The organism is Pseudomonas sp. GT1P32 (assembly GCF_054897805.1).
This window is the reverse complement of record NZ_CM142704.1, coordinates 6,238,133-6,250,719: the sequence shown is the minus strand read 5'-3', so window position 1 is coordinate 6,250,719 and position 12,587 is coordinate 6,238,133. Positions and strand designations below refer to the sequence as shown.

Sequence of the window (12,587 nt, the reverse complement as noted above, 5' to 3'; positions counted from 1 at the left end):
CGTCAGTTCATGCGTCCCCTCAACTATCTGAGCTAAGGTGCGCGCTTTATTAGAGCTCGTATGGGATTTGATTATGAACTCCGTTTTTATTGTCGACGATCACCCCGTCATCCGTCTCGCCGTCCGAATGTTGCTGGAGCACGAAGGCTACAAAGTCGTCGGCGAAACCGACAATGGGGTCGATGCCATGCAGATGGTTCGCGAATGCATGCCCGATCTGGTCATTCTCGACATCAGCATTCCGAAACTGGATGGCCTCGAAGTTCTCGCCCGCTTCAACGCGATGAGCACCCCCCTGAAAACACTGGTATTAACTGCACAGTGCCCGACACTTTTCGGTATTCGCTGCATGCAGTCCGGTGCTTCAGGTTATGTATGCAAACAGGAAGACCTGAGTGAACTGGTGAGTGCAATCAAAGCCGTATTGTCCGGCTACAACTACTTCCCGAGCCAGGCCCTGAACCCTGTTCGCGGCGATGAGGTGCGCTGCGCAGAACTGGAACTGTTCAAGTCAGTCAACGACCGAGAGCTGATGGTATTGCAACTTTTTGCCCAGGGCCGCACCAACAAGGAAATTGCCAAAGGTATGTTTCTCAGCAACAAGACTGTGAGCACCTACAAAAAAAGACTCATGCAAAAACTTAGAGCCAAATCCCTGGTTGAACTCATCGAGATGGCAAAACGTAACGCATTAGTGTGAGACACAGGATGCCCAGTCGCATAAAGGATTATCTGCTACTCATGGCCGCCGTATGCCTGACCTCTTCGGTGCTTGCCGCACAGCCTGCCAGCGAGCACTACGACCTGCTCAGTCGCTCAACGGCCGGACACCTGGACGTCCAGCTGGATCAAGCACAACGACAATGGATCACTGGTAAACGGCAACTGATTCTCGGCACGTCAGCGCCGGACTACCCACCTTTCGATCTGACCGTCAGCGGCCAGGATTACGAAGGTTTCACCGCCGATTATGCGGGCCTTCTCGGCAAGGCCATCGGTTTACCGATCAAGGTGCAACGCTTCGCGTCCCGGGGGGCTGCGATCAAGGCGCTCGAAAAAGGTGAGGTCGACCTGCTCGGCACCGCCAATGGCTTCGAGGCTCATAACGCCGATATTGTGCTTTCAACCCCCTACGCCGTGGACCAGCCGGTTCTGGTGACACGGGAAGGAGAAACCCGCTCCCTGACCGACGGCCTCGCCGGTCTGCAGTTGAGCATGGTGTATCACTATTTGCCGCTGGAGGAAGTCCGGGCCCTGTACCCCAAAGCCATCATCACGTCTTATCCGTCCTACCAGAATGCAATCAATGCCGTGGCTTTCGACCAGGCTGACGTCTTCCTCGGCGACACCATCTCGACCCACTACATGATCAACAAGGGTTACCTGAACAATATCCGCATGGCCAACTTCGGCAAACACGAGGCCCACGGATTCAGTTTTGCCGTGCACAAAGACAACCCGGAACTGCTCACAATCATCAACGCGATGCTCATGGCCATCCCCGCCAGCGAGCGGGAAAACATTGCCGAACGCTGGAGTGCCGGCAGCGACATTTTGCTCACCGACCAGAAACTGCAGCTCACCCACCTCGAAGAACGCTGGCTCGCGCAACATCCGGTGGTGCGCGTGGTGGTCAATGAAGCCTATGCGCCGCTGACGTTTTTCGACAGCGATGGCAACTTTCGCGGCGTTACCGCAGACCTGCTCGAACTGATCAGATTGCGCACCGGTCTGCGCTTCGACATCCGACGCAGCCGAAGCGATGACGAGATGATCAAACAGATCAAAGACCATCAGGCCGACGTGATCGCTGCCCTGCTCCCCAGCGATGAACGTGAAACGATCCTGAACTTCACCCGTCCCTATCTGCAAAACTCCTTTGTGTTGCTGACGCGCAAAGCCGCCGACAGCCCGACCAACCTTGAGCAACTGCAGGGCAAGCGCCTGACCATCGCCCAAGGCAACCCACTGGTGGATTACCTGCGCCGCGAGTTCCCGCGGATCAAGCTCATTGAGACGCCAGACACGTTCAGCGCAGTCGAGTTGCTCGCCGAAGGCAAAGCCGAAGGTGCAGTGAACTCACTGGTGATCGCCAACTACTTCATGTCATCGCGGCTCTTCGAGCACACACTTCAGATCAGTACCACCATTGGTACCCGGCAGGCCGCGTTCGCCCTGGCGACCGGGCAAGACGCCAAAGAACTCAACGCCATTCTCAACAAGGCGCTGCTGAGCATCGCGCCGGAAGAACTTGGCATCATCAACAGCCGCTGGCGTGGCTATTCGGCGTCGTCGCAAAGTACCTGGCGCAACTACCAGCGATTGTTCTATCAGATCGTTATCGGTGCCGGCGTACTGCTGCTGATTTCCGCTGTGTGGAACGCTTACATGCGTCGTCAGATCAAACAACGTCAGGCGGCTGAGCGCGCGTTGAACGATCAATTGCTTGAACGGCGACAGCTGTTCGACGAACTGCGTTGTGCGAAAGATCGCGCCGATGAAGCCAACCGGGCTAAAAGCGCGTTCCTGGCGACCATGAGCCATGAGATCCGCACCCCGATGAATGCCGTCATCGGCATGCTCGAACTGACGTTGAAGCGGATCGATCGCAACCACCCGGACCGTCCGGCCATCGACGTGGCGTACAACTCGGCGAAGGATCTGCTGGCACTGATCGGGGACATCCTCGACATCGCCCGCATCGAATCCGGGCGCCTGAGCCTGAGCCCGGAACGCGTCAATCCGCTTGAAATCATCGGCTCGGTGGCAAGGATCTTCGATGGGCTGGCCCGCCAGAAAAACCTCGATCTGCGGCTGGAGTTCAACCCGGCCAACCCGCCAGTCGGTGTCCTGCTGGACCCGATGCGCTTCAAGCAGGTGCTGTCGAATCTGGTCAGCAACGCCATTAAATTCACCGAACAAGGCGAGGTCAGAATCACCGTTGAGTTGCTCCCGGGCACCGAGCCCGGGCACATCCGGATGCTGTTGCTGGTTGAGGACAGCGGCATCGGTATCAGCGAACAGGATCAGCAACGGCTGTTCGAACCTTTCGCCCAGGCCAATGACCACGGGCAGGCCGGCAGAGGCGGCGCCGGGTTGGGTCTGGTGATCAGCCGAAGCCTGTGCGAAATGATGGGCGGCAGCCTGCATTTGAGCAGCCAGCCGGGGGTAGGCACGCAGGTTCAGGTTTCGCTGCACCTGGCCACAGTGCCCGTCGAACAGGTACCGAAAGCTGCCGAAGTGCCCATCCACACGACGATGCCCTTGAACGTTCTGGTGGTCGACGATCACCCGGCCAATCGCTTGCTGATGTGTCAGCAACTGGAGTTTCTGGGGCACCGATTCAGCGTCGCAGAAGATGGCGAAGCAGGACTGGAAGCGTGGAATAACGGGCTGTTCGATCTGGTGATTGTCGATTGCAACATGCCGGTCATGAACGGATACGAGCTGACCCGCGCCCTTCGCCGCCATGAACAGCATTCGAAACGACCGCCCTGCACCGTGCTCGGCTTCACCGCCAACGCACAGCCCGAAGAACTACTGCGCTGCAAACAGGCAGGGATGGACGACTGCCTGTTCAAGCCGCTGACGCTGACCGCGTTGAGCGAATGGGTGGCCGGCATCAAACCACCCGTTCGCGATCCCGCCTTCAGCCTGCAAGGGCTGCACCTGTTGACCGGTGGCAATCCCGTGATGGACAGGCGATTGTTGACCGAGCTGCAGAGCAGTAACCGCCAGGACCTGCAAGCGCTGCGGGCATTGTCCCGGTCAAAAGACCCGCAGGCTTTTCTCGACGTCGCCCACAAAATCAAGGGCGCCGCGCGCATTGTCCAGGCCACCCGCTTGATGGCCAGCTGCGAGGCGCTAGAGCAGGTCTGCCATGGTGTCTTCCATCACGACGAAGTGGCGCAATGCTGCAAAGCCATGGAGCGCGCCATGCTTGAACTGGAGCAGGCATTGCAGCAACAAATTGGACAAAACGACAAAAGCAGAATGACGGAGCCTTAACTATGCTTGGTCGCTGAGCAGTGTGTTAAACATCATGGAGAGACCCCGCAATGACCAGCCCACTGCGCCCGGATCAACGACGGTTTCCCCTGCATGTCCATATCAGCGTGATGTTCACCTTCCTGTTGCTGCTGACTGGCGTGGTGCTGGGCATTTTCAACTATCGGCAAACCACGCAAATCATTCTGTCCAGCAGCGAGAAGCTTTTCGAGCGCATCGAGCAAGATGTCCGCCTGGACCTGCACGCCACCTATCAGCCCATTCGCCATCTGTTGAGCCTGTTGGTGTTCAACCCCGCGGCGCTGGCGCCTGACCTGGAGCAGCGCCTGGCATTGCTCAAACCCTTCAGCCAGTCGCTCAAGGACAATCCTGACCTGGCCTCGCTTTATCTGGGTTACGACAACGGTGATTTCTTCATGGTTCGCCCCCTGCGAACCGCCGCCCTGAAAGCGCTGCTCAAGGCCCCGGACAAGGCTGCTTATCAAGTCTGGAGCATCGAGCAAAACCGCGGCCCGGTGCATTCCCAGTCATTGTTTTTCGATCAGGACCTGAACCTCCTCAGCCGTCACGACAACCCCGACGACACCTACGATCCGCGCACCCGCGCCTGGTTTTCCAGCGCTCGCGGCGACAGCGATCAGATCACCACCGAGCCCTACCTCTTTTTCTCCACCCGCAATGTCGGCACCACCCTCGCCCGCCGCAGCGGCGAGCACGCCATCATGGGCGCCGACCTGACCCTGGCGGAACTGTCCGCGACGCTGGCCAAGCACGTTGTAACCCCCAATACCGAAATCGTGCTGTTCGATGCCCAGGGCAATACCATCGCATACCCCGACAGCAGCAAACTGATCGTCGACGATCAGACCGCACGCTTGAGCAAGGCCGCCGACCTGAGTCCCGGCCTCGGCGCATTGCTGAACAACCCGCCAACAGGCAATCGGCTGAAGGCCGCCGGTCGTCAGTGGATCGTTGCCCGCAGCAGCATGCAGGAAGGTGGTCCGCAGGGGCTGCAACTGGCGCTGCTGGTGCCGGAAGTCGAATTGCTCGCCGATGCCTATCGTATGCGTTGGCAGGGCGCGCTGATTACGCTGGCCACGTTGCTTTTGTGCCTGCCCTTGGGCTGGTTGACCTCCAGAATCCTGGTCAAACCCCTGCATGCACTGGTGCAGGAAGCCGATGCGATTCGCAGTTTCAATTTCAAATTTCCGGCCTCCCGTCGCTCTCCGGTACTCGAAGTTGACCAACTGAGCGTGTCGATGGCGCGCATGAAAGACACCCTGGCGAGTTTTTTCCAGATCACCGACAGCCTGAGCGCCGAGACCCGGTTTGCCCCCTTGCTGGAAAGGGTGTTGTTCGAAACCGTGAAAATCGGACAGGCCCAGGCGGGCCTGATCTATCTGCGGGAAAATGACGGCGATCGCATGACACCTCATGGCCTGGTCATCAACGACATTTCACAGGCATTGCCCGCGTTCGACATTCGCGGTCACGAACTCCAGGACCCACAGAGCCCTGCCTGGCTACAGCAGCTGTCGCACGCCAACAACGTGGTCACCAGTCTCGGTTTCGAGCAAGTGGGGGATTTGCAGAAAGTATTGCTGGCGATGGAATGCCCGCGAGTGCATCTGATCGGTATCCGCCTGCACAATCGCTATAACGAAACCGTGGGCCTGCTGGTCCTGTTGCTGGCGGACAGCGGCGATCAAAGTGACCTGGAGAAGCTTCGTCCGGACCGTATCGCATTCCTTCAGGCTGTGTCCGGCGCCGCTGCGGTGAGTATTGAGAGTCAGCGCCTGCAAGCCAAACAGAAGCAACTGCTGGACGCGTTCATTCAACTGCTGGCCGGAGCCATTGACGCGAAAAGCCCCTACACCGGCGGCCATTGCCAGCGAGTGCCGGCGCTGACGTTGATGCTCGCCCAGGCTGCCGCGGCGAGTCAGGACCCGGCCTTCAGCAGTTATCAACCGACCGAGGACGAGTGGGAGGCGCTGCACATCGCCGCCTGGCTACATGACTGCGGCAAGGTCACCACGCCGGAGTACGTGGTCGATAAAGCCACCAAGCTAGAAACCCTGAACGACCGCATCCACGAAATCCGCACCCGCTTCGAAGTGCTCAAGCGCGACGCCTGGATCAGCTACTGGCAAGCCATTGCCCTGGGCGGTGACGAGCAGCACCTGGCAGAGCTGCGCGATGCCACTCTGGCGGCGCTGGACGATGATTTCGCGTTTGTTGCCCGCTGCAATCTGGGCGGCGAGGCGATGGCCGAGTCCGATTTGCAACGCTTGCGCAGCCTGGCCCAGCGCACCTGGACCCGAACCCTTGATGACCGGCTGGGCGTTTCCTGGGAAGAGAACCGGCGTCAGACGAGAACATCGGCGCCGACCCTGCCGGTCAGCGAGCCGCTGCTGGCGGACAAACCGGAGCACCTGTTCGAACGCGCCGAAGGCGAGCTGATGCCGGAAGACAATCCCTGGGGGTTCAAGCTCGATGTGCCCCGCTACAAGTACAACCGAGGCGAGCTCTACAACCTGAGCATTACCCGAGGCACATTAACGCGCGAGGAGCGTTACATCATCAATCACCACATGGTGCAGACGATCCTGATGCTCAGCCATCTGCCCTTCCCCGGCCACCTCAACAACGTCGCGGAAATCGCCGGCGGCCACCACGAAAAAATGGACGGCACCGGTTATCCAAAACAGTTGAAGCGCGAGGAAATGAGCCTGCCGGCGCGGATGATGGCGATTGCCGATATTTTCGAAGCGCTGACCGCCGCCGATCGTCCCTACAAGAAAGCCAAGCCGTTGAGCGAAGCACTGGGCATCATGGCCACCATGTGCCGTGACGCCCACATCGACCCGGAGCTGTTCAGGCTGTTCATCAACGCCGAAATCTACCGGCAATACGCCGAGCGATTTCTCGATCCGCAACAGATCGATGCCGTAGACCCGCCAGGCCTGCTGGCCAAGGCAGGCTTGAAGGGGTGATCAGCAGTCGGTCAGGCGCAGGAAGATGGCCGCCAGTTTTTCAATCCCGGCCTGATCCTGTTCGGTGAAGCGCGCCAGTTTCGGGCTGTCGAGGTCCAGCACGCCGATCAGGCGGCCGTCCTTGACCAGCGGCACGACCAGCTCGCTGTTCGATGCGCTGTCGCAGGCGATGTGCCCGGGAAACGCGTGCACGTCTTCGACCAACTGAGTCTGCAACGTCGCCGCCGCCGTCCCGCACACGCCACGACCGAACGGGATGCGCACGCAGGCGATCTGCCCCTGGAACGGACCCAGCACCAGCTCTTCATTGCGATTGAGGTAGAAACCAGCCCAGTTCAAGTCGTCGAGCTGGTTGTACAGGAACGCGGAAAACTGTGCGGCATTGGCGATGAAATCACGCTCGTCCGCCAGCAAGGATTCCAGTTGCGCGTGCAGCATGCCGTAGCCTTCGAGGCCTTGGCCGCTTTGTTGTAAATCGATCATGCCTTGTGCTCCAACAGCTTGAGCCCGACCCAATAGCGGGCAAATTGATAGGCGCAACGTCCGTTGCGGTTGCCTCGGCCGGTGGCCCAGCGCACCGCGAGGATGTCCAGTTCTTCGTCACGCTGCCACTTCAGGCCGGACTTGTCGGCCAGTTGACCGATCCAGTGCTCGACCACATTAAGGAAGTGTTCCTGCGTAAACGGATAGAACGACAGCCACAAGCCGAAACGGTCCGACAGCGCGATTTTGTCTTCCACGGCCTCGCTGGGGTGCAATTCGCCGTCGACCCTTTTCCAGTTTTCGTTATCGCTTTCCTTTTCCGGCACCAGGTGGCGACGGTTGGAAGTGGCGTACAGCAAAACGTTGTCCGGCGCCTGTTCGAGAGAGCCGTCGAGCACGCTCTTGAGCACGCGATAGTCGCCCTCGCCCGCCTCGAACGACAGGTCATCGCAGAACAGCACGAAACGCTGAGGCAGTTTGGCGATTTGCTCCACCACACGTGGCAAGTCGGCCAGGTGATCGCGTTCAATCTCGATGAGTCGCAGACCGGTCTTTGCGTGTTCGGACAGCAACGCGCGCACCAGCGACGATTTGCCGGTGCCACGCGAGCCCCAGAGCAACGCGTGGTTGGCCGGCATGCCGTCGAGGAATTGTTGAGTGTTTCGCCCCAGTTGCTCTACTTGACGGTCAACACCGATCAGGTCGGACAACCGCGTATCGAGGCTGACCTGCAGCGGCAACAGAAAACCGCTGCGCCCTTCCCGCTGCCAGCGTGCGGCCAGGCAATGCGTCCAGTCGATGGCTTGCCGAGGTGCGGGCAAGAGCGGTTCGATACGGGCCAGAACGGCATCGGCGCGTTCAAGAAAAGCATTCAATCGGGAATCCACGTCTTCTCCTCGGGCACGTTCACAGTAATGATGGCGCTACAGCGACGAAACACAGCATTCAGTGACCTGTTCATCCCGTGCACAAGGGCTCGCGAGAACATCGGTATCCATGCATGATCGACTATGCTTGAGCAGCGAAGGGAAACGGAAGTGGTTCGACACCCCATGGATATCAAGTTCACCAACCGGCTGTCCTACAAACAAGCCCGGCTTACCGTGCTGGTCGGTTTCATTCTGGGCACGCTGCTCAGCCTGCTGCAAATAGGCATCGATTATGCCAGTGAAGACGCCTCCATCAACCGTGAAATACTGTCTTTGCTGGAAATCAGCCATAACCCCGCTTCGCGCATTGCCTACAACATCGACGCCGAACTCGCCCAGGAACTGACCCTGGGCCTGCTGCGTTCACCGGCGATCATCGCTGCGCAACTGACCGACAACAACGGCTCGGTGCTGGCCAGTGTCAAGCGCCCACCATCGCAGAGCGGCTATCGGGTGATCAGCGACTTCCTGTTCGGTGCAGACCGAGCGTTCGAAGACCGGTTGTATCTGGATCACCTGCCCAACGAATCCCTCGGCACCTTGCGCCTCGACGTCGACACCTACTCTTTCGGCAACCGCTTCCTGCGTCGGGCCGAAGTGACCCTGCTCAATGGCTTTGCCCGCAGCCTGATCCTGACCGGCATCTTGCTGGCGCTGTTCTACGTGATGCTCACCAAACCTCTGGTGCGGGTTATCCGCGAACTCAGCAGCCGCGATCCGCGCGGCGTCGAACCGTCCTGGCTGGAGTACCCGAGCGGGCATAAGAACGATGAGATCGGCGTGCTGGTCAAGGTTGCCAACCAGCAATTCGAGAACATTGCCACTGAAATCCAGCAGCGGCGCAACGCTGAAAACCGTCTGACCGATTACCTCGGGCAACTGGAAAACATCGTGTCGGCGCGCACCGCCGAACTCAAGGCGATCAACAGCCGGCTCAGCCAGTCCAACCAGGAACTGGAAGTTGCGCGCAGCACCGCCCTGGACATGGCCGAGGCACGCTCGGTATTTCTCGCCAACATGAGCCACGAGATCCGAACGCCCCTCAATGGCTTGCTGGGGATGATCGCGCTTTCCCTCGACGGCCCGCTCAATCCCGAGCAACAGCAACAACTGTCTATTGCCCATGACTCGGGCAAAGTGCTGGTGGAGTTGCTCAACGATATTCTCGACCTGTCGAAATTCGACGCCGGTCAGCTTGAACTCGAACACATTCCGTTCGACCTCGGTTCGCTGATCGAGGACACCGCCAACCTGCTGTCGCAGAACGCGGCGCCAAGCGTCGAACTGACGTGCCTGATCGAACCGTCATTCCCGGCGCTGGTGCTCGGTGACCCGACCCGGGTCCGGCAGATCGTCAGCAACCTGTTGTCCAACGCCCTCAAATTTACCCGTTTCGGTCGGGTCGATGTCCGCCTGTCGACGTACGAAGACGGCGTCAGAATCGAAGTCTGCGACACCGGCATCGGTATCGCACAGGACGCTCAGGTCAAGATTTTCCAGCCATTCACCCAGGCCGGCGCCGGCATTACCCGACAGTTTGGCGGCACCGGGCTGGGGCTGGCGCTGACTTACAACCTCTGCGAAGCCATGCAGGGGCGCCTCACCATCAGCTCGGAAGCGGGTTTCGGCAGCCAGTTCTGCGCCGACCTGCCGCTGCCGAGCCACACCCGCGCCTTCGCCCCGGCCACGCTGCGCGGCAAGGTGATCGCGATCACCACCGCCAGCAGCGGCCTGGCGGAACTGTTGAAGAGTCTGTTGCCGGGTTGGGGGCTCGACTATCAGCAGCGTTCGATCGATGACGCGATGATCGGTCTGAAGCCCGACGTGGTCATCACCGATTGCCCGGAATGCCTGTTTCGCCTGCGCCCCACCTGTTCCGCACCAATTCTGCTGGTGACCGCTTACGGCAGTTTCATGCCCAGCGAACAGGCCAGCGCCCTGGCACCGTTACAACAACAGGCCCGGCCTCTGGCGCGCAATGCCCTGTACCAGACACTGCGGCGAGTGTTGCAGCCGGAAACCAACACCATCAACGATGCGCGACTGGAGGCGCTCACTCCCCAGCGACGCGGACGGGTGCTGCTGGTGGAGGACAATCCGGTCAATCAATTGGTGGCCAAGGGCATGCTCGGAAAACTCGGCTGCGAGGTGATTGTCGCCGCCCACGGCGGCGAGGCCCTGGATCAGCTGGAGCAAAGCGAATTCGATCTGGTGCTGATGGACTGCAACATGCCGGTGATGGACGGCTACGAAGCCAGTCGGCAAATCCGTCGCAGCGGTCGCTGGCCGCAATTGCCCATCGTCGCCCTGACCGCCAACGCCATGTCCGAGGAACGCGAGCGCTGCCGTGCGGCGGGCATGAGCGATTACCTGGCCAAACCTTTCCGCCGGGAAGAACTGGCCGCCCTGCTGGACCAGTGGATGCCCGCTACGACAGTGCTTTGATTTGTCCCAACAAGTGATCAAGACCTTCGCGTAGATCATTCAAGCGATCCAGATCGACACCACTGTCACACAACAGCCGGGCTTTGAGCGGCCCGACCTGATCGCGCAACGCCTTGCCCGTGGGCGACAGGCTCAGGTGCACTTCACGCTCATCCCGCGCTGAACGCTGACGCTGCACCAGTTGCAGTTGTTCAAGTCGCTTGAGCAGCGGCGTCAACGTGCCGGAATCCAGCGCCAGACGCTCGCCCAACGCCTTGACCGTCGGCTGCTCCGGCGCCGCCTCCTGCCATTCCCACAAAACCAGCATCGCCAGGTATTGCGGGTATGTCAGGCCGAGCTGATCGAGCATCGGCTTGTAAGCGCGGATCACCGCCCGGGAAGCAGCGTACAGCTTGAAGCAGAGCTGGCTGTCGAGCTTCAGGGAATCGACGGACAAGGTATTCATTTGAGCAGGGCTTCGATCTCGCGGCTGAGGTCTTGCGGCTTGGTCGCGGGAGCGAAGCGCTTGACCAGTTGGCCGTCCTTGCCGATCAGGAATTTGGTGAAGTTCCACTTGATGCCCTGAGAACCCAGAACACCCGGTGCGCGTTTTTTCAGTTGCACGAACAGCGGGTGGGCGTCGGCACCGTTAACGTCGATCTTTTTGAACAACGGAAAGCTGACACCGAAGTTCAGTTCACAGAACTCGGAAATCGCACCTTCATTGCCCGGCTCCTGCTTGCCGAACTGGTTGCACGGGAAACCGAGCACCACCAGCCCTTGATCCTTGTAGGTCTGCCACAGTTCTTCCAACCCTTTGTATTGCGGCGTGAAGCCACATTTGCTCGCGGTGTTGACCACCAGCACCGCTTTGCCGGCGTAATCCGCCAGGGTCTTTTTCTCACCCTTGATAGTGGTGCAAGGGATGCTCAGCAGGTTGTCGCTCATGATTCGGACTCTCGAATGAAAGAAGATGAGGTAAACATAGCGAGCAATTGAATTGTGTGCAATTTAATTAATCGATCTTCCGCCACACCACACAAACTGTAGGAGCCGACTTGCTGGCGATGGTGTGTCAGCCCACATCAACGTAGCTGACACACCATCGCCAGCAAGCCGGCTCCTACAGGAATTGAGATAGAACCTGATTAATCGCGCGGAACGAGATCCAGGCACACCGAATTGATGCAATACCGCAGGCCAGTCGGCGGTGGACCATCCGGGAACACATGCCCCAGGTGTGCATCGCATTTGGCGCAGACCACTTCGGTACGGATCATGCCGTGACTGACATCACGGATTTCAGTCATGGCGCTGTCGCCGATCGGCGCATAGAAACTTGGCCAGCCGCAGCCGGAGTCAAATTTGGTTTTTGAGTCGAACAGCGGCTCATTGCAGCAGATGCAGTGGTAAACACCGTCGGTTTTGGTGCCGTTGTACTTGCCGGAAAACGGCCGTTCGGTGCCCTTGAGGCGGCAAACGTTGTACTGCTCCGGATCGAGCATGGCCCGCCATTCTTCCAGGGTTTTTTCCAACTTTTCCATCATCACACCTCAGCAGCTGAAAAAGCCCGATCTGTACCTTTTCCACGGATCGGGCGGCACGTATGATTGCGCCTCGTCAAACGCCAGTCTGGCAGCCAGACCACGCGCATTCAAACGGATTTATGGGTGCTGCCTCTCAAGGCGCCAGGCCTGTGTGAATACGCAGGATTCCCAGTACGGTAGTTCATACACCGCCTGGATCGTTC

At 59.3% G+C, this 12,587-nt stretch carries 9 protein-coding genes; 4 read left to right on the top strand and 5 right to left on the bottom strand.

The genetic code is table 11. The features are described from left to right. The first annotated feature begins 73 nt into the window (after window positions 1-73). Genes ACYZUC_RS28650 through ACYZUC_RS28640 form a run of 3 tightly spaced genes read left to right on the top strand, consistent with a single transcriptional unit; the run spans window position 74 to window position 7,001 of the window. Window positions 74-700, top strand: a complete 627-nt coding sequence (locus ACYZUC_RS28650; protein ID WP_008030344.1) for a response regulator transcription factor — start codon at window positions 74-76, stop codon at window positions 698-700. A gap of 8 nt (window positions 701-708) precedes the next feature. Continuing rightward, window positions 709-4,008, top strand: coding sequence for a transporter substrate-binding domain-containing protein (locus ACYZUC_RS28645; RefSeq protein WP_461991944.1), 3,300 nt, complete (start codon window positions 709-711; stop codon window positions 4,006-4,008). A 50-nt stretch (window positions 4,009-4,058) separates the two neighbouring features. Continuing rightward, the gene (locus ACYZUC_RS28640; protein ID WP_461991942.1) at window positions 4,059-7,001 is read left to right on the top strand and encodes an HD domain-containing phosphohydrolase; all 2,943 of its coding nucleotides are present in this window, start codon (window positions 4,059-4,061) and stop codon (window positions 6,999-7,001) included. Here ACYZUC_RS28640 and ACYZUC_RS28635 read toward each other — a convergent pair whose 3' ends face one another. Together ACYZUC_RS28635 and ACYZUC_RS28630 are read right to left on the bottom strand one after the other, a co-directional pair. Next, entirely contained in the window at window positions 7,002-7,484 is a 483-nt protein-coding gene (locus ACYZUC_RS28635) for a GAF domain-containing protein (protein WP_461991940.1), read from the bottom strand. Then, window positions 7,481-8,371 (bottom strand): ATP-binding protein, encoded by an 891-nt coding sequence (locus tag ACYZUC_RS28630; protein WP_461991939.1) that lies wholly within the window; start codon window positions 8,369-8,371, stop codon window positions 7,481-7,483. The genes ACYZUC_RS28635 and ACYZUC_RS28630 overlap by 4 nt, the downstream gene beginning before the upstream one ends. Window positions 8,372-8,536: 165 nt before the next feature. Between ACYZUC_RS28630 and ACYZUC_RS28625 the strand changes: the two genes are divergently transcribed. After that, the gene (locus ACYZUC_RS28625) at window positions 8,537-10,858 is read left to right on the top strand and encodes a hybrid sensor histidine kinase/response regulator (protein ID WP_461991937.1); all 2,322 of its coding nucleotides are present in this window, start codon (window positions 8,537-8,539) and stop codon (window positions 10,856-10,858) included. Here the strand turns inward: ACYZUC_RS28625 and ACYZUC_RS28620 are convergent. From ACYZUC_RS28620 to msrB, 3 genes are all read right to left on the bottom strand, one after another. Then, a complete protein-coding gene (locus ACYZUC_RS28620; RefSeq protein ID WP_008030355.1) occupies window positions 10,842-11,303 on the bottom strand; it encodes a MarR family winged helix-turn-helix transcriptional regulator in 462 nt (153 codons plus the stop codon). The two genes, ACYZUC_RS28625 and ACYZUC_RS28620, sit on opposite strands and share 17 nt — an antisense overlap. Beyond that, window positions 11,300-11,785 carry a glutathione peroxidase gene (locus ACYZUC_RS28615; protein ID WP_008030357.1) on the bottom strand — a complete coding sequence of 162 codons (486 nt, stop codon included), beginning with the start codon at window positions 11,783-11,785 and terminating at the stop codon, window positions 11,300-11,302. Before ACYZUC_RS28615 ends, ACYZUC_RS28620 begins: the two co-directional genes overlap by 4 nt. A gap of 200 nt (window positions 11,786-11,985) precedes the next feature. Next, the gene (gene msrB / locus ACYZUC_RS28610; RefSeq protein ID WP_461996778.1) at window positions 11,986-12,381 is read right to left on the bottom strand and encodes a peptide-methionine (R)-S-oxide reductase MsrB; all 396 of its coding nucleotides are present in this window, start codon (window positions 12,379-12,381) and stop codon (window positions 11,986-11,988) included. Window positions 12,382-12,587: the final 206 nt, after the last annotated feature.

What these genes read in the sequence shown, in the direction of transcription:
- ACYZUC_RS28645 (WP_461991944.1), top strand. Translation starts at nt 709, where the DNA reads ATGCCCAGTCGCATAAAGGATTATCTGCTACTCATGGCCGCCGTATGC.
- ACYZUC_RS28620 (WP_008030355.1), bottom strand. Translation starts at nt 11,303, where the DNA reads ATGAATACCTTGTCCGTCGATTCCCTGAAGCTCGACAGCCAGCTCTGC.
- ACYZUC_RS28625 (WP_461991937.1), top strand. Translation starts at nt 8,537, where the DNA reads ATGGATATCAAGTTCACCAACCGGCTGTCCTACAAACAAGCCCGGCTT.
- msrB (WP_461996778.1), bottom strand. Translation starts at nt 12,381, where the DNA reads ATGGAAAAGTTGGAAAAAACCCTGGAAGAATGGCGGGCCATGCTCGAT.
- ACYZUC_RS28650 (WP_008030344.1), top strand. Translation starts at nt 74, where the DNA reads ATGAACTCCGTTTTTATTGTCGACGATCACCCCGTCATCCGTCTCGCC.
- ACYZUC_RS28615 (WP_008030357.1), bottom strand. Translation starts at nt 11,785, where the DNA reads ATGAGCGACAACCTGCTGAGCATCCCTTGCACCACTATCAAGGGTGAG.
- ACYZUC_RS28640 (WP_461991942.1), top strand. Translation starts at nt 4,059, where the DNA reads ATGACCAGCCCACTGCGCCCGGATCAACGACGGTTTCCCCTGCATGTC.
- ACYZUC_RS28635 (WP_461991940.1), bottom strand. Translation starts at nt 7,484, where the DNA reads ATGATCGATTTACAACAAAGCGGCCAAGGCCTCGAAGGCTACGGCATG.